13 protein-coding genes are annotated in these 17156 nt (G+C 70.2%); 2 read left to right on the top strand and 11 right to left on the bottom strand.

Translation table 11 applies throughout. The features are described 5' to 3' along the window. Positions 1 to 20 precede the first annotated feature (20 nt). Both KK087_RS13165 and uvrB read right to left on the bottom strand, forming a co-directional pair. Complete coding sequence (locus KK087_RS13165) at positions 21 to 938, bottom strand: SDR family NAD(P)-dependent oxidoreductase (protein ID WP_214565890.1); 918 nt, start codon at positions 936 to 938, stop codon at positions 21 to 23. Then, entirely contained in the window at positions 928 to 3000 is a 2073-nt protein-coding gene (gene uvrB / locus KK087_RS13160; RefSeq protein WP_307858388.1) for an excinuclease ABC subunit UvrB, read from the bottom strand. Before uvrB ends, KK087_RS13165 begins: the two co-directional genes overlap by 11 nt. Positions 3001 to 3170: 170 nt before the next feature. Here uvrB and KK087_RS13155 point away from each other — a divergent pair, with 170 nt between their 5' ends. Continuing rightward, a complete protein-coding gene (locus tag KK087_RS13155) occupies positions 3171 to 4499 on the top strand; it encodes an MFS transporter (protein ID WP_214529746.1) in 1329 nt (442 codons plus the stop codon). Between the two features lie 213 nt (positions 4500 to 4712). Here KK087_RS13155 and KK087_RS13150 read toward each other — a convergent pair whose 3' ends face one another. The 7 genes from KK087_RS13150 to polA all read right to left on the bottom strand — a co-directional run bounded on the left by KK087_RS13150 (position 4713) and on the right by polA (position 15268). Continuing rightward, positions 4713 to 5927, bottom strand: coding sequence for an acyltransferase (locus KK087_RS13150; RefSeq protein WP_214565888.1), 1215 nt, complete (start codon positions 5925 to 5927; stop codon positions 4713 to 4715). After that, on the bottom strand, positions 5924 to 7420 hold the full coding sequence (locus KK087_RS13145; protein WP_214565885.1) for a class I adenylate-forming enzyme family protein: 1497 nt from the start codon (positions 7418 to 7420) through the stop codon (positions 5924 to 5926). The genes KK087_RS13150 and KK087_RS13145 overlap by 4 nt, the downstream gene beginning before the upstream one ends. 22 nt (positions 7421 to 7442) lie before the next feature. Further along, complete coding sequence (locus KK087_RS13140; protein ID WP_214565883.1) at positions 7443 to 8540, bottom strand: BPSS1187 family protein; 1098 nt, start codon at positions 8538 to 8540, stop codon at positions 7443 to 7445. After that, on the bottom strand, positions 8537 to 9139 hold the full coding sequence (coaE, locus tag KK087_RS13135; RefSeq protein ID WP_214565881.1) for a dephospho-CoA kinase: 603 nt from the start codon (positions 9137 to 9139) through the stop codon (positions 8537 to 8539). The genes KK087_RS13140 and coaE overlap by 4 nt, the downstream gene beginning before the upstream one ends. Positions 9140 to 9231: 92 nt before the next feature. Then, the gene (gene rpsA / locus KK087_RS13130; protein ID WP_214529751.1) at positions 9232 to 10719 is read right to left on the bottom strand and encodes a 30S ribosomal protein S1; all 1488 of its coding nucleotides are present in this window, start codon (positions 10717 to 10719) and stop codon (positions 9232 to 9234) included. 158 nt (positions 10720 to 10877) lie between these two features. Next, the gene (locus KK087_RS13125; RefSeq protein ID WP_027465700.1) at positions 10878 to 12557 is read right to left on the bottom strand and encodes a DUF885 domain-containing protein; all 1680 of its coding nucleotides are present in this window, start codon (positions 12555 to 12557) and stop codon (positions 10878 to 10880) included. A 68-nt stretch (positions 12558 to 12625) separates the two neighbouring features. After that, positions 12626 to 15268 (bottom strand): DNA polymerase I, encoded by a 2643-nt coding sequence (gene polA / locus KK087_RS13120; RefSeq protein ID WP_250901102.1) that lies wholly within the window; start codon positions 15266 to 15268, stop codon positions 12626 to 12628. Positions 15269 to 15396: 128 nt separating this feature from the next. On the opposite strand from polA, the gene KK087_RS13115 reads away from it, so the two are divergent. Then, positions 15397 to 15765 carry a PaaI family thioesterase gene (locus KK087_RS13115; RefSeq protein WP_214545012.1) on the top strand — a complete coding sequence of 123 codons (369 nt, stop codon included), beginning with the start codon at positions 15397 to 15399 and terminating at the stop codon, positions 15763 to 15765. A 16-nt stretch (positions 15766 to 15781) separates the two neighbouring features. Here KK087_RS13115 and KK087_RS13110 read toward each other — a convergent pair whose 3' ends face one another. Next, positions 15782 to 16252 carry a GNAT family N-acetyltransferase gene (locus KK087_RS13110; protein WP_214529754.1) on the bottom strand — a complete coding sequence of 157 codons (471 nt, stop codon included), beginning with the start codon at positions 16250 to 16252 and terminating at the stop codon, positions 15782 to 15784. A 108-nt stretch (positions 16253 to 16360) separates the two neighbouring features. After that, a complete protein-coding gene (locus tag KK087_RS13105; RefSeq protein WP_017887240.1) occupies positions 16361 to 16966 on the bottom strand; it encodes an ANTAR domain-containing response regulator in 606 nt (201 codons plus the stop codon). Positions 16967 to 17156 lie beyond the last annotated feature (190 nt).

The following is a 17156-nucleotide window of genomic DNA, read 5'->3' as shown; positions in this document are numbered from 1 at the left end:
CATTCGGCCGGGAGGGAGGGTCAGACGAGTGCGTCGAGAGCGAACGCGACGCCCGAGGCCTGCTCGCTGGCGGCCCAGAGCCGGGCAGCGGCGGTGCGGTCGTGCGCCCGCGGCTCGGCGCGGACGACCGCTGCGGGCCCGCGCAGTTGCATCCGGCCGGCCGGGCCCCAGTACTCCCCCGAACGGACGTCGGTGCCGACGGCTGCGTGCACGAGCGGCTGTGCACCGACGTCCTTGCCCTGGGCGGCCAGCCGCTGCGGCGGACGGATCCACGACGGCTCCGGTCGGCTGGGCGCGATGTCCGGACGGGCGGGTGAGAGGCGCTCGAGCGACAGACCGGGGTGCGCGACGACGCTCGACACCGACGAACCCGAGTCGGCAAGGCGTTCGGCGAGCTCGAACCCGAACAGCATCACGGCGAGCTTGCTGCGTGCGTACTGGCGGTGGTTCGAGTACCGGCCGACCCCGAGCGGGTCGACCGGGTCGAGGCGCGCGAACCGGTGGGCGATCGACCCGAGGTGCACGACACGGCCGGCGCGCCGTTCGAGCAGGGGCAGGACCAGGCCGGTCCAGGCGAAGTGCCCGAGGTGGTTCGTGCCGATCTGCAGCTCCGTGCCCTGGGCCGTGCTCCCTCGGGTGGACGACCCGACGACACCGGCGTTGTTGACGACGGCGTCGACGCCGTCGGGTTCGAGCACGGCGAGCTCGTCGGCGGCAGCGTGGACCGAGTCGAGGTCGGCGAGGTCGAGGTGCACGTGGGCGAGCGACGCACCGTCGACGTGGCGGCGGATGCTGCGCTCGGCCGACGCCGCCCGATCCCCGTCACGGGTCGCGAGCACGACGCGGTGCCCGGCCGCTGCCAGCTGCTCGGCAGCGTGGTAGCCGAGGCCGGCGCTCGCACCGGTGACGACGACCGTACGACGGTCATCAGCTGACATGCCCGGCGGACTCCATCTGCCGCAGGGCCTTCTTCAGGTCCTGCACCTCGTCGCGCAGGCGGGCGGCGAGCTCGAACTTCAGTTCGGCGGCTGCCTGCAGCATCTGGTCGTTGAGGTCGGCGATGGTGGCACCGAGCTGCGTGGCGCCCTCGCCGGCGATGCCCCCTCGCTTGAGGTTCGGCGTCGGTGACCGACGACCATCGGTCCCGGGGCGGCCCTGCAGCAGCGCCTTCGTGTCGTCGTTCTCGCGCTGCAGCACCTCGGTGATGTCGGCGATCTTCTTGCGCAGCGGCTGCGGGTCGATGCCGCGCTCCAGGTTGTACGCGACCTGCTTCTCGCGACGGCGATCGGTCTCCTCGATCGCGGTCTTCATCGAGTCGGTCATCTTGTCGGCGTACATGAGCACCTGCCCCGAGACGTTGCGGGCAGCGCGGCCGATCGTCTGGATCAGGGACGTCGACGAGCGGAGGAAGCCTTCCTTGTCGGCGTCGAGGATCGCGACGAGCGACACCTCGGGCAGGTCGAGGCCCTCACGCAGCAGGTTGATGCCCACGAGGACGTCGTACACGCCCTGCCGCAGCTCGGTGAGCAGTTCGACGCGCTTGAGGGTGTCGACGTCGGAGTGCAGGTACCGGACGCGCACGCCGGCGTTCCCGAGGAAGTCGGTGAGCTCCTCGGCCATGCGCTTGGTGAGCGTCGTGACGAGGACGCGCTCGTCCTTCTCGACGCGCTGCTTGATCTCCTCGAGCAGGTCGTCGATCTGGCCGTCGCTCGGCTTCACCACGATCTCGGGGTCGATCAGGCCGGTCGGGCGGATGATCTGCTCCACCACGCTGTCGGTGACACCGAGCTCGTAGCGGCCCGGGGTGGCCGACAGGTAGACCTTCTGCCCGACGCGCTCGAGGAACTCTTCCCACTTCAGCGGACGGTTGTCCATCGCGCTGGGCAGGCGGAAACCGTGCTCGACGAGGGTCCGCTTGCGGGAGGCGTCGCCTTCGTACATCGCGCCGATCTGCGGCACGGTGACGTGCGACTCGTCGATGACGATGAGGAAGTCGTCCGGGAAGTAGTCGATGAGGCAGTGCGGTGCTTCGCCCGGCCCACGGCCGTCCATGTGGCGCGAGTAGTTCTCGATGCCGGAGCAGAAGCCGATCTGCTCCATCATCTCGATGTCGAACGTCGTGCGCATGCGGAGGCGCTGCGCTTCGAGCAGCTTGCCCTGGCCCTCGAGCTCGGCGAGCCGCTCCGCGAGTTCTTCCTTGATGGAGACGATCGCCCGGTGCATCACGTCGGTGTCGGCGACGTAGTGCGATGCCGGGAAGATCGAGACGGCGGGCAGGTCGTCGATGACGTTGCCGGTGAGGGGGTGCAGCGAGGAGAGCGCTTCGATCTCGTCACCGAACATCTCGATGCGGATCGCGTGCTCTTCGTACATCGGGATGATCTCGATGGTGTCGCCGCGCACACGGAAGGTGCCGCGGGCGAAGTCGACGTCGTTGCGCTGGTACTGCATGGCGACGAACTTGCGGACGAGCTGGTCGCGCGAGATCGTCTGACCGACGTGGAGCGCGACCGAGGCGTTCATGTACTGCTCAGGGGTGCCGAGACCGTAGATGCACGACACGGTCGACACCACCACGGTGTCCCGACGGCTGAGCAGCGAGTTCGTCGTCGAGTGCCGGAGGCGTTCGACCTCGGCGTTGACGGAGGAGTCCTTCTCGATGAACGTGTCCGTCTGCGGGACGTACGCCTCTGGCTGGTAGTAGTCGTAGTACGAGACGAAGTACTCGACCGCGTTGTTCGGCATCAGGCTGCGGAACTCGTTCGCGAGCTGCGCCGCGAGGGTCTTGTTGTGCGCGAGCACGAGCGTCGGCCGCTGCACCTGCTCGATGAGCCACGCCGTCGTCGCCGACTTGCCGGTACCGGTCGCACCGAGCAGCACGACGTCGGTCTCACCGGCGTTGATCCGCCCGGCGAGTTCGGCGATGGCCGCGGGCTGGTCGCCGCTCGGCGAGTACTCGCTGATGACCTCGAACGGACGCACCGCTCGGGTCGGTTCGATCGCAACACCCATGGGCACAACGGTAGTCGGCACCCCTGACACGGGAGGACGTTGCTCGCCCTGGGCGTATTGTCCGCTGCAAGCAGGCTCCAAGTCCACTGCTAACGGTCAGGCATACCGTCCGATCTGTTCAGCACCCCGACTCCTTCCCACTCCCCCGAAGAGGCCTCATGACCACGGCGACCCCGGCCGCACCGTCCAAGGGCACCCCGTTCCGCGGACGCATCCGCGGCCGCGTGCTCGTCCTGCTCTGCTTCATGTACGCGATCTCGTACATCGACCGGACGAACATCTCCACCGCCCTGCCGCACATCACCGAGGAGTTCGGCTTCAACGAGGCCACCGCGGGGCTCATCGTCTCCGCGTTCTCGCTGCCGTACGCCCTGCTGCAGGTGTTCGGGGGCACCATCAGCGAGAAGTTCGGTCCGCGGAGGGCGCTCTTCGTCATCACGGTGATCTGGGGCGTCGCCACGCTCTGGACCGGGTTCGCCGTCGGTTTCTGGACCCTCTTCGCCGCGCGGGCGCTCCTCGGACTCAGCGAGGCCGCCGCGTTCCCGACCGCGACCCAGGCGATGAGCCGGTGGATCCCCCGTGACCGGAACGGCTTCGCCCAGGGCGTCGTGCACTCGGCGGCGCGACTCGGGAACGCCCTGGCCCCGCTCATCGTCGCGTGGGTGATCGGCGCGACGGGGAGTTGGCGCTGGGCGTTCTTCGCCACCGCGGTGCTCTCCCTGGCGTGGGCGATCGTCTGGTTCGTCTGGTTCCGCGACAAGCCCGAGTCCGCGAAGGGCATCACGCAGGTCGAACTCGCCGAGCTCCCGCCGGTCGAGACCCGGGCGACCCGTCCCCCGGTGCCGTGGCGGCAGATGGCGAAGCAGATCCTGCCGGTCACGTTCGTCGACTTCGGCTACGGGTGGACCCTCTGGGTGTTCCTCACGTGGCTGCCGACGTTCCTCAGTTCGACCTACGGACTCGAGATCGCCGACTTCGCGCTCTTCACCACCCTCATCCTGCTCGCCGGTGTCGTCGGGGACACCGTCGGCGGGATGCTCAGCGACCGGATCATCCACCGCGGCGGGGACACCCGGAACGCTCGACGGGTGATCCTGGTGATCGGCCTCGGCGGCTCGCTGCTCTGCCTCATCCCGCTCGTGGTCGGCCAGGGCCTGCTCGTCGCAACGGTCTCGCTCGCCCTGTCGTTCTTCTTCCTCGAGCTCTGCAACGCCAACCTCTGGGCGATCCCGATGGACGTCGCACCGCAGTGGTCCGGCACGGCCTCCGGCTTCATGAACACCGGGTTCGGGATCGCGGGTGTGGTCTCCCCGGTGGTCTTCGGCCTGCTCATCGACGCCTCCGGATGGCAGCTGCCCTTCGCGCTCTCCTGCGTCCTGCTCGGGGCCGCTGCCGTCGTCGCCTGGTTCATGAAGCCACAGCGGCTGACGTCGACGGACGGCGTGCTCGAGATCGGCACCCCGAAGGCCGAGCAGCGCTCGGCCTGACGCGCGGTGCGCACGGGACGTGTGCCGTGCCCTGGTGGTCCGCACGCGCGGTCTGGAGGCCCGGGTCGGGCCCGCCCCGCGCCTCCAGACCGCCCCGCCACGGGTCCACCGCGCCGCACGCGCACGGCTGGTGCGAGGTTCCGGACTCCGTGCGGCGGAGCCGCCATCGCACGACGAACGGAACCTCGCACGAGAGCTGCGCCGTGCGAGCGCTCAGCGGTCGGCGCGACGCGCCCGCGCCGCGCGCTGCCCGCGCGAGGCGAGCGAGGGACGCCCGGTCAGCGGCACGCTGAGCGGGGTCCACCGGAACAGCTCGGTCACGGCGACCGACAGCACCAGCACGAGCAGGTAGGTCACCAGGGTGAGCCACGGCCGCGGCACCACGGCCTCGAGCCAGCTGTCGCCGTACAGCAGGACCCAGATCATGAACGGGTGACTCAGGAAGATGCCGAACGACCGATCGGACGCGTAGTCGACGAAGCGGGCGATCCGGCTGCCTGCCCGACGTCGGTCGGCCCACGCGGCACCGATCGCCAGGAAGCCGACGAACACGGCGGTGCTCCAGATCACCTGCATCGGCTGCAGCGGCGTGCCGGCTGCGTAGAGCGACTGGCCGAGCCCCACCTGCAGCGCCCACCCGCCGAGGGTCAGCCCGCCGACGCCGGCGAACGCCCAGAGCACCGCGCGCCGGTGGACCCGGACGAACCGCAGGAAGGCGTCCGCGTGGTCGGCGGCGATCGCTCCCGAGACGATGAAGAAGACGTACGAGAAGAAGAACTGCTTCTGGTACCCGTGCATCCAGGCGTCACTCGCCGGGAAGTACTTGTACCCGGCGAAGACCACCAGCTGCACGACGAGGGCGACGACCAGCACCGTGACGTGGTGCCCGCGGGTGCGTCGTACCAACCACACGATCACCGGGAGGAGCAGGTACACCTGCATCGTCACGAGCAGGAAGTACAGGTGGTACCACGACGTCCCGGTCACGATGCCCTCGGCCGCGGTCCGCACCAGGTCGGGGACGTCACCGCGTCGGGTCTGGCTGAGCAGCCAGGCCGATGCCACGTAGACGAACGACCACGCCAGGTACGGCACGCCGACGAGCAGGAAGCGCTTCGGCCAGAACTGCGCCATCGGCCGCGGGCGCAACGTGTAGCTGTAGACGAGCACGAACGCGGTCAGCGAGAAGAAGACCAGCCGCGTGAAGTGGAGCAGGGCGAGCAGCGCGTTCAGCCCGACGTCGTCGGTGGCTGCGGTGTGGCTCGTGGTGTGCACCCCGATGACGCACGCGAACGTGAGGATGCGCAGCACGTCGACCTCGTACAGGTGCCGCGGCTTGCCCTCGGCGGTCCGTGTCGGCGTCTGTACCCCAGTGCCGGCGCTCCGGCCGGCGTCCGCCGTCGAGAGCGCGGACGACGGTCCGGTCACGACGGACTGGCCATCGTCCGGACCTTCGCGCGCTGCACCTTGCCGGTCGGCGCACGCGGGAGGTCGGGCACCACGATGACCTCGACGGGGCGGCGGAACCGCGTCAGCCGAGCTTCGGCCCGCGCCACGAGATCGGCGACGAGGGTGGCGGGGTCGACCGGTTCGTCGGGCTGCGGGATCACGTAGGCGACCGGCACGGATCCGAGCACGTCGTCGGGGCGACCGACGACGACCGCCTCGAGCACGCGCGGGTCGCCGAGCAGGACGTCCTCGACCTCGGACGGGTAGACCTTCTCACCGCCGCGGTTGATGACGTCGTCGGAGCGTCCGGCGAGTGACACCCAGCCGTCGGCACCGACGGAACCGACATCGCCGGTGTGGAGCCAGCCGTCCGCGTCGAAGCGCTCGGCGGCCCGGCCACCCAGGTAGCCCCGGACGATCCCCTCGCCCCGCACCCACAGCGCGCCGACCTCGTCGACGGGCAGCACCGAGCCGTCCTCGCCGCGGACCTGCACCTCGGACCCGACCGGCACCCCGACGGTCCCGGGCCGGGCGGGCTCGTCGAGCGGGGTCGCGGTGATCTGCGAGGCCCCCTCGGTCATGCCCCAGCTGACGACGAGCGGCACGTCGCCGAGGGCCGCGCGGACGGGATCGGGGAGCGGCGCCGACGCGCTGCGCACGAACCGCAACCCCGGCGGGAACGCGAGGGGCCCGGTCTTCGCAAGGACCGCGAGGACCGCGGGGACCGCGTTCAGCCAGGTGATGCGCCGTTCCGCCAGCAGCTCCCAGAACCCGGTACGTCGGAACCGGCGGTCGAGGACGAGCGTCGCGCCCGCCACGAGGGTCGCGAGCAGTCCGACCACCTCGGCGTTGACGTGGAACAGCGGCAGCGAGTTGAAGCCGCGGTCGTCCGGCGTGAGCCGGTTGTGCCGCGCGACGGCCCGGGCGACGAACAGGAGCTGTGTCTCCGGCAGTTCGACGCCCTTGGGGGTACCGGTCGAGCCGGAGGTGAAGAGCACGACGGAGCCCTCGCCCGGTGCGTGCGGGCTCACGGCGGGCAGGTCGCCGTCACGGACGGTGGCCGGGAGGAACGTGGCCGGGTCGATCCCGCTGGCCGGCGCCCCGGGGACGGTCGCGTCCACCGCGCGGTCCGACACGACCATCGACGCGCCGCCGATGAGGTCGGCGAGACGGCCGGGCTCGGTGGTCGGCTGCCCGGTGTCGACGGGGATCGCCCGGCGGCCGGACGCGACGGCGCCGAGGTGCACGACCGCGAACGCGAGTGGGTCCCCGACGTCGACCAGCACGGCGCCGGACGGGGCGATGCCGATTGCGTCGAAGGTGCGCGACCAGGCGGTCACCGCGTCGTCGAGCACGCGGTAGGTGAGGACGCGTCCGGACCGGGCGTCCTCGAGGAAGTGGCGCTCGCCCCCGTCGGCCGCACGGGCCCGGATGAGCGAGCGCAGGTCGGGTTCGTGACGAACGGGCTGCACGGAGAAAGCGTATTGCGCGACCCTATGAGCGGTCGGAGGGAGCAGCGGGATCTGTGGAGAACCGCTGCAGCATCCACTGCCAGAGCGGGAGCATCCGGGGCACCCCGTCGCTGCCGAGCGGGGTCGAGTCCTTGATGATCACGGAGTGCGCCTTGCCGTCACCACCGATGTCCGTGAGGATCGCGTGCGGGTCGGCGCCGGCGAGGGGCGGTGCGGTGTCCGTCTCGAACGGGCCGGTCACCCCGCTCAGCCCGAGGACGTCCCACGAACCGGTGATGCGGGGGCCGAAGGTGTCGCGGACGTCGTCGATGGCGTACATGCGGTCGACGGGTGTCCTCCCGGGTCGGTCCATCCACGCGGCGTGCGCCGGGCCGCGGGACTCGACCGGCGATGAGAACATCAGCGCACCGCGGACACTGCGGATGTGCGCGATGTACGCGGCCTCGCCGCCGCCCTGCGAGTGACCGGCCACGACGATGTCCTTCCAGATGATCCGGTCGTCGCCCTGCACGAACCGGCCCCAGCCACCGTCGGGGTCGTGGTCGTCGAGGTAGGCGACGGCGTCACGGAAGCGCGAGACGATGGACCCGGCCGGGCTGACGGCGCTGAACTCGGACGGTCGGGTGCCGTCGAAACGGTTCCGCTGCACCATGCCGTAGCAGCGGGCGTTCGCCTCGCAGGTGCCGGACAACGTGCGGCCGAGGTTCCAGTAGTCGAGTCCGAGCACGTGGTACCCGTCCGCCAGCGCGGCAGCCAGGAACCGCTGGTACTCGGCCGGGCGCGAACGGGTCGCCGGCAGGAACAGCAGCAGCGGGCCGTCGGACGAGGTCCGGGCGGCGAAGTCGTCCCGGTTCGGGGTGAGCCGCTCCCCGTTCACCGTCCCGAGCCGGAACCGGTGGAACTCCCCGTCGGGCCCGTACTCGTCACCGGACGGCCCCTCGTCGCCCGACGGACCGGCTCCGGCTGCCGGCCGGTCGTCGGACCTGGGCTCCTCGTGCACCGCGACCCGCCCGTTGTCCGCCACGCGCTGGGCGCCGAGGACGTTCGCGGCGACGAGTGAGCCCGCCCCGATCGCCACGAGGACGATCGCGGCGAGCACCAGGAGCAGGCGGTGACTCATGCCGTGATCCGCGTCCAGACCTCGTCAGCGGAGCGGATCGTCTGCTCGAGCGTTCCGGTGGCGTCGACGACGTGGTCCGCGAGGGCGAGACGGTCCGCATCGCTGGCCTGCGCGGCGACGCGACGCTCGGCCTCGTCCCGTGGCATGCCGCGGTGCTCGACGAGCCGTTCGATGCGCTGCGCGGCGGGCGCATCGACGACCACGACCGCGTCGAACCGGAGCGGGCGGGATCCCCGGGCCTCGGCGAGCAGTGGCACGTCGTACACGACGACGGCGTCGGGATCGGCGGACTCGGCCGCATCGAAGGCCTGCTGCGCGAGGCGCCAGACCTCGGGGTGGGTGATCGCCTCGAGGTCCTTCCGCGCCGAGGGGTCCGCGAACACGACCGAACCGAGTGCCGGCCGGTCGAGCGAGCCGTCCGCAGCGATGACGGACGGACCGAACCGCTCCGCGACCTGCGTCAGGCCGGGGCTTCCCGGTGCCACGGCGTCCCGCGCCAGCCGGTCGGCATCGACGACGACCGCCCCGTGTTCGGCCCAGCGCCGGGAGACCGTCGACTTGCCCGCGGCGATGCCGCCCGTGAGTCCGATGATGTGCACGGCAACAGGGTAACGACCCGGGCCGCCGGAAACGCCGGAAGCCCGGCACCCTGTCAGGGGTGCCGGGCTTCCGGTCGGGACGAACCGCTCGATCAGTTGTTGGTCGAGCTGAGCTTCTCGCGGAGTGCTGCGAGCGAGGCGTCGTCGGCCAGGGGGCTCGCGCCACCGGTCTCGCCGGCGAACGACGAGGAGGAGGAAGACGACGACGACGAGGAGGAAGCGCCGGCCGGGAGGTCGAAACCACCCTGCGCCTCGTCGGCGATGGTCTTCGCGACCTGCGCCTTGTGGGCTTCCCAACGACCCTGGGCGGCCGCGTACTGGCCTTCCCACTCGGTGCGCTGGGTGTCGTAGCCCTCGAGCCACTCGTTGGTCTCCGGGTCGAAGCCCTCGGGGTACTTGTAGTCACCCTTCTCGTCGTACTCGGTCGGCATGCCGTAGAGCGCCGGGTCGAACTCGTCGCTCTCCGGGTCCACGCCCTCGTTCGCCTGCTTGAGGCTGAGCGAGATGCGGCGACGGTCGAGGTCGATGTCGATGATCTTGACGAAGACCTCGTCGTTGACCGAGACGACCTGCTCGGCGAGCTCGACGTGCTTGTTCGAGAGCTCCGAGATGTGCACGAGGCCCTCGATGCCGTCGGCAACGCGGACGAAGGCACCGAACGGGACGAGCTTCGTGACCTTGCCCGGTGCGATCTGACCGATCGCGTGGGTGCGGGCGAAGACCTGCCACGGGTCCTCCTGCGTCGCCTTGAGCGAGAGCGACACGCGCTCGCGGTCCAGGTCGACCTCGAGGATCTCGACGGTGACTTCCTGACCGACCTCGACGACCTCGCTGGCGTGCTCGATGTGCTTCCAGCTGAGCTCGGAGACGTGGACGAGACCGTCGACGCCGCCGAGGTCCACGAACGCACCGAAGTTGACGATCGAGGACACGATGCCCTTGCGGACCTGGCCCTTGTGGAGGTTGTTGAGGAACGTGGTCCGGGACTCGGACTGCGTCTGCTCGAGGAGCGCACGGCGCGACAGGACCACGTTGTTGCGGTTCTTGTCGAGCTCGAGGATCTTGGCCTCGATCTCCTGGCCGAGGTACGGCGTGAGGTCGCGGACACGACGGAGCTCGATGAGCGAGGCGGGGAGGAAGCCACGGAGGCCGATGTCGACGATGAGGCCGCCCTTGACGACCTCGATGACCGTGCCGGTCACGACGCCGTCGGACTCCTTGATCTTCTCGACGTCGCCCCACGCACGCTCGTACTGCGCGCGCTTCTTCGACAGGATGAGGCGGCCTTCCTTGTCCTCCTTCTGGAGAACCAGGGCCTCGACCTCGTCGCCGACGTTGACGACCTCGTTGGGGTCGACGTCGTGCTTGATCGAGAGCTCGCGCGAGGGGATGACGCCCTCGGTCTTGTAACCGACGTCGAGGAGGACCTCGTCGCGGTCGATCTTCACGACGGTGCCGGAGATGAGATCACCGTCGTTGAAGAACTTCAGGGTCTTCTCGACCTCGGCCAGGAAGTCATCAGCCGAACCGATGTCGTTGATGGCGACCTGCTTAGGAGCCTTGGTCGTAGTGGTTGTCATGTAGAGATTGCTCCGAACGGACATGAGTCGGGCCATGGCGTGCGGGGACTCGGCCCCCGTGGTGCACCGCCGTGGCGATTGATTGAGTGGCGCGGATTGCGCCGCACAAGTCTAACCGCACCGGCGGAGGCCCCACAACCGGGCGTGTCGACGGCGCGTCACCCGACCAGGGCGGTCCGGAGGGTGTCGAGGCCGATGCTGCCGAGCGAGAGCGCACGGTGGTGGAACGCCTTCAGGTCGAACTCGGCCCCCTCGCGCGCGGCGACCTCGTCGCGGATGGACTCCCACACGCGCTGGCCGACCTTGTACGACGGTGCCTGCCCCGGCCACCCGAAGTACCGGGCGACCTCGAACCGGACGAACGCCGGGTCCATGTTGACGTTCTGCCCCATGAAGTCGAGGGCGTACTCCCACGTCCAGCCCCCGCCGTCCGGGTTGGTCTTCTGCAGGTGCACGCCGATGTCGAGCACCACACGGGCCGCCCGCATCCGCTGGCCGTCGAGCATGCCGAGCCGGTCGCCGTCGTCGTCGAGGAACCCGAGCTGCTCCATCAGCCGCTCGGCGTACAGCGCCCAGCCCTCGACGTGCCCGGAGGACCCGGACAGCTGCCGGCGCCAGGTGTTCAGCTCGCCGCGGTTGTAGACGCCCTGGCTGATCTGCAGGTGGTGTCCGGGGACGCCCTCGTGGTAGACCGTCGTCTTCTCGCGCCAGGTGCCGAACTCGGTGACGCCCTCGGGCACGGACCACCACATGCGGCCGGCACGGGAGAAGTCGTCGGAGGGGCCGCTGTAGTAGATGCCGCCCTCTTGCGTGGGGGCGATCCGGCACTCCAGGCGACGGATCGGGTCCGGGATGTCGAAGTAGGTCCCGGCCATCGCGGCGATCGACGCATCACTGGTCTCCTGCATCCACCGCTGCAGGGCGTCGGTTCCGTGCAGGATCCGGGACGGGTCGGTGTCGAGCACCTCGATCGCACGGGCGACGCTCGCGCCGGACTCGATGCGGTCGGCGATGCGCTCCTGCTCGTCCCGCATGCGCGCGAGTTCCTCGAGGCCCCACTCGTAGGTCTCGTCGAGGTCGACGACCGCACCGAGGAACCGGCGCGAGTGCAGCTCGTAGGCTTCGCGCCCGACCGCGTCGACCGGGGTGGCGAGCGGCAGCAGCTCGTGCTCGAGGAACTGCCCGAGGGAGCGGTACGCGGCCGAGGCGACCTGGGCTCCGCGGGTGAGCTCGGCGCGGAGCGTGTCCGGCACCGGCGAACCGTCGTCGAACGCGGCACCTTCGGCGAGGCGTGCGAAGAAGCCGTCCTCGGCACCGTTCCGGGCTGCCTGCTCGGCGACCAGGGCGACCTGGCGCTTGGCCGGGGTGACGTCTTCACGGGTGCCCTCGAGCAGGGTCTCGCGGATGCCCTCGAGCGCATCGGGCAGCGCGTGCAGTCGGCTCGCGATGTCCTGCCAGTCGCCCTCGGTCGCGGTCGGCATCAGGTCGATGATCTCGCGGACCGACTGCGCCGGGCTCGCGATGACGTTGAGGTCGCGGAGGTGCAGCTTGCGCTCGTACGACTCCTGCACCAGGTCGAGTTCGGCGCCGAGGTCGGCCTTCGTCACCTGGTCCACGGAGTCGACGGCGGGCGCGGCGTCGAGCGCACGCTTCGCACCGCGCGCGGCCTCGGCCATCGCGGCGGCACCGGCGGGCGAGGTGTCGCCGTACTCCCCCGTGCGCCCCGGGACGCCGATGTACGTGGCGGTCGTGGGGTCGAGGTCGACGAGGGTGGTGACCCAGTCCTCGGCGACGCGGTCGACGGCGGACGGCTGGCGGACAGGACGCTCTTCGCTCATGCCCCGACCCTACCGACCCGCGGGGCGGGACGGCCCCCGGGCAGAGCGGAGTCCGCGCCGCCCCCGGGTCAGTGGGCGGCGATCTCCCAGTTCGGCCCCACGCCGACCGAGACGTCGAGCGGGACGCTCAGCTCGGCGGCGTTGCCCATCCGGGTGCGCAGGATGTCCTCGACGCGCTCCTGTTCACCGGGAGCGACCTCGAGGATGAGCTCGTCGTGCACCTGGAGCAGCAGGTGGGACTGCAGCTCGCCCTCGCGCAGGTCGTCGGCGACACCGAGCATCGCGATCTTGATGATGTCGGCGGCCGAACCCTGGATCGGGGCGTTCAGCGCGGCCCGCTCGGCGTTCTCACGCAGGACCCGGTTCGGGCTCTTCAGGTCCGGGAACGGACGACGGCGACCGAAGATCGTCTCGGTGTAGCCGTCTTCGCGGGCCTGCTCGACGACGTTGCGCAGGTAGTCGCGCACGGCGCCGAAGCGGGCGAAGTACTCGGTCATCAGCGTGCGCGCCTCGGACTGCTCGATGCGCAGCTGCTTCGACAGACCGAAGGCGCTCAGGCCGTAGGCCAGTCCGTACGACATCGCCTTCACCTTGGTGCGCATCTCGTTGGAGACCTCGGACGGGTCGACCCCGAAGACCCGGGCGCCGACGAAGCGGTGCAGGTCCTCGCCCTCGTTGAAGGCCTGGATGAGCCCGGGGTCGCCGGACAGGTGCGCCATGATGCGCATCTCGATCTGCGAGTAGTCGGCGGTGACGAGCGTCGTGAACGGCTCGGCGACCGCGAAGGCCGAACGGATCCGACGGCCGACGGCGGTCTTCACCGGGATGTTCTGCAGGTTCGGGTCGGTCGACGACACGCGGCCGGTGCTCGTGCCGGTCTGCTCGTACCGGGTGTGGATGCGACCGTCGACGACGGCGGCGTCGAGCGTGTCCACGATCTGGCGGAGCTTGGTGGCGTCACGGTGCTGCAGCAGGAGCCCGAGGAACGGGTGCGGGTGCTGTTCCTGCAGGTCGGCGAGGCTCGCGGCGTCGGTCGAGAACCCGGTCTTGGTCTTGCGGGTCTTCGGCATCGCGAGCTCGGTGAACAGGACTTCCTGCAGCTGCTTCGGCGACCCGAGGTTGACCTCGTGCCCGATCTCGGCGAAGGCCTGCTGCGCGAGTTCGGCGGCGCGCTCCCCCAGCTCCTTCGACAGGCCGGTGAGCACCGGGCGGTCGATGCCGACACCGATGGTCTCCATGCCGGCGAGCACGGACACGAGCGGCAGCTCGATGTCGTCGAGGACCTGCAGCGAGGACGCGTCGATCCGGGCACGCAGGGCCGTGGTGACGCGGAGCACGAACCAGGCGTGCACCCCGACGTTGACCGGGTCGGTCTCGGGGACGAGCTGGTTCGGGTCGGCCGTCGGCAGCTCTTCGCCGAGCTCCTGGTAGACGAGGTCGGACAGCGGCTGCCCCTGCTTGCCGGGCTGCGCGAGCCACCCCATGATCCGGGCGTCGCCGGCGATGCCGTTCACGACGAAGCCGGCGGTACCGAGCGCCTTGATCGCGGCCTTGGCGTCGTGGAAGTGCTTCGGGGCGTCGGAGGCGAACCAGGCCGAGAGCTGCTCGTAGTCCTTCGCACCGCTGCCGCCCGGCACGAGCACGGCGTCGTCGTGGGTCGCGATGCCGATGGCGCTGAGGCGGCCGTCGATGACCTCGACCGCGACGCCGTAGCCGTTCGCCGCCTCGGTCGCGTTGCGGCGCTCGAGCCAGTAGCCGAGCTCTTCGTCGATCAGGGTCTTGACGGGCGGCGGGGTCGGCGCGCCGTCGGTGACGGTGCCCTCGGCCGCGGGCTCGGCGGGGTCGCCCGATCCGGCGACCTTGAAGACGCGGTCGAGCAGCGTGCGGAACTGCAGCTTGGCGAAGAGCTCGCGCACCGCGGTCTCGTCGACCGGGCGGAGCGCGACGTCGGCGGGACCGACGGGCAGCTCGACGTCGGTGACCAGGCGGTTGAGCCGGCGGTTCCGGATCGCCCGGTCCCGCTGCTCGCGCAGGTTGTTGCCCACGACGCCCTTGATCTCGTCGGCGTGCTCGAGGACGCCGTCGAGTGACCCGTACTGCGTCACCCACTTGACCGCGGTCTTCTCGCCGACCTTGTCGATGCCGATCAGGTTGTCGCTGGTCTCACCGACGAGGGCGGCGATGTCCGGGTACTGGTGGGGCTCGATGCCGTACCGCTCGTAGACCTTGTCGCGGTCGTAGCGGGTGAGCTCGGAGACACCGCGGACCGACGGGTAGAGCAGCGTGACGTCGTCGTTGACGAGCTGGATCGAGTCGCGGTCGCCGGAGACCACGTAGACCTGGAAACCCTGGTCGGCACCCTGCTTGGAGAGGGTCGCGAGGATGTCGTCGGCCTCGTAGTCCTCCTTCGTGACGGTGGTGATCCCCATCGCCTCGAGCGCCTGCTGCAGGAGCGGGATCTGGCCCTTGAACTCGGCCGGGGTCTCGGAGCGGGTGCCCTTGTACTCCGCGTACTCACGCGTGCGGAACGAGAACCGGGAGATGTCGAACGCCACCGCCAGGTGGGTGGGCTTCTCACGCTGCAGGAGCATCAGCAGCATCGAGATGAAGCCGTGGATCGCGTTGGTGTGCTGCCCCTCGCGGTTCACGAAGCTGTCGACCGGCAGCGCGTAGAAGGCCCGGAAGGCGAGCGAGTGGCCGTCGATGACCATGAGGGTAGGCTTTGCGGAGTCCGACACCCGGACAGCCTACCGACGCCCGCTGACACGGAAGGTCGACGCAGACCGTGACCGACGACACCACATCGACCACGATCGATCCCCGCCTCGACGAACGCGGCATGGGCGAGCTGGCCGAGAAGATGGGCATGGTCATCACCGAGCTCTCGGCCGAGCGGGCGGTCGGTTCGATCCCCGTCGAGGGCAACCGCCAGCCGGTCGGGCTGCTGCACGGCGGCGCCTACGTCGTGCTCGCGGAGAGCCTCGGTTCGATGGCCGCGAACGTGCACGCCGGGCCCGGCCGCTACGCCGTCGGCATCGAGCTCAACGCCTCGCACTCCAGGAGCGCCACGAGCGGGATCGTCACGGGCACGTGCACCGCCATCCACCTGGGCGGCACGCTCACCACGCACGAGATCGTCCTGACCGACGACCAGGGTCGCCGGTGCTCCACCGTGCGGATCACGAACATGATCCGCGAGCGTCGCTGACCGACCGACGGACCGCTCAGTCCTCCGGCGGCCGCTGCAGGAGCAGGCGCGCGTCGCCGAACCCGAGCCGCCGGTAGAGCCGTTCGCCGTCCACGCTCGAGTGCACCGACGTCCGCTCCACGCCGAGTTCGTCGGCGAGCTCGAGGAGGGCCGTCACGAGGCGTCCGGCGACGCCGGAACCTCGCAGCTCCGGGTGCACGTAGACCGTCTGCACGTCAGCAGTCAGTCGACGCCCCGGCCGGTCCGGCAGCGGCGGTCGCGCGACGAGCCCGAGCCACGCCATGCCGAGCACCACACCGTCCCGCTCCGCGACGACGCACCGGTGCGACTCCGCGTGGGCAGCGGCGAACGCCGTCATGGCATCGCGGTACGCCTCGACGCTCGTCGCCGGCTGCGCGCCGCCCTCGTCCACGCTCCACCGCCACCGCAGGTCGGCCACGGCCGCCATGTCGTCAGGCCGGGAGGCTCGGATCACCACGTCGTCCATGCCTCCAGCCTGCCAGGTGGTCGCGGAACACGCCCCGCCCCCGGACGCAGGAACGCCGCCGACCCCAGGGGGTCCGGCGGCGTTCCGTGAGCGACGGTGGTGCGTGGACTACTTCTTGGCGCTGAGCTGCTCGATGATCGCCTTCGCGACGTCGTGCATGGTCAGGCGGCGGTCCATCGAGGCCTTCTGGATCCAGCGGAAGGCCTCGGGCTCGGTGAGGCCCATCTTCTCGTTCAGCAGGCCCTTGGCACGGTCGACGAGCTTGCGGGTCTCGAAGCGCTCGACGAGGTCGGCGACCTCGGCTTCGAGCGTGATGATCTGCTGGTACCGCGAGAGGGCGATCTCGATCGCGGGGAGCAGGTCGTTCGGGGTGAAGGGCTTGACCACGTAGGCCAGCGCGCCGGCCTCGGTCGCACGCTCGACGAGGTCCTTCTGGCTGAACGCGGTCAGCAGGACGACGGGCGCGATGTGGTTCTTGGACAGCTTCTCGGCTGCGGAGATGCCGTCGAGCTGGGGCATCTTGACGTCCATCACGACGAGGTCGGGGCGGAGGTCGGTCGCGAGCTGGACGGCGGTCTCACCGTCACCGGCTTCACCGACCACGTCGAACCCGTTGTCGCGGAGGATCTCCACGATGTCGAGGCGGATGAGCGACTCGTCCTCGGCGACGACGACGCGACGGGGTGCTGGTGCTGTTGCTTCTGTGTCACTCACGGACGAAAGCCTACTAGACGCCGGAAGTGCCGTATCCCAGACCACGCAGAACGATGCTTGGTACGAGTGGCGGGACGCGGGTCCGAACTGCCCCGCACGCCGTGAGCAATTTCGTACGAGTGGCGGGACGCGGGTCCGAACTGCCCCGCACGCCGTGAGCAATTTCGTACGAGTGGCGGGACGCGGGTCC

Source organism: Curtobacterium aurantiacum, from assembly GCF_018598555.1.
GTDB lineage: Bacteria > Actinomycetota > Actinomycetes > Actinomycetales > Microbacteriaceae > Curtobacterium > Curtobacterium aurantiacum.
This window is presented reverse-complemented; position numbering and strand designations above follow the sequence as displayed.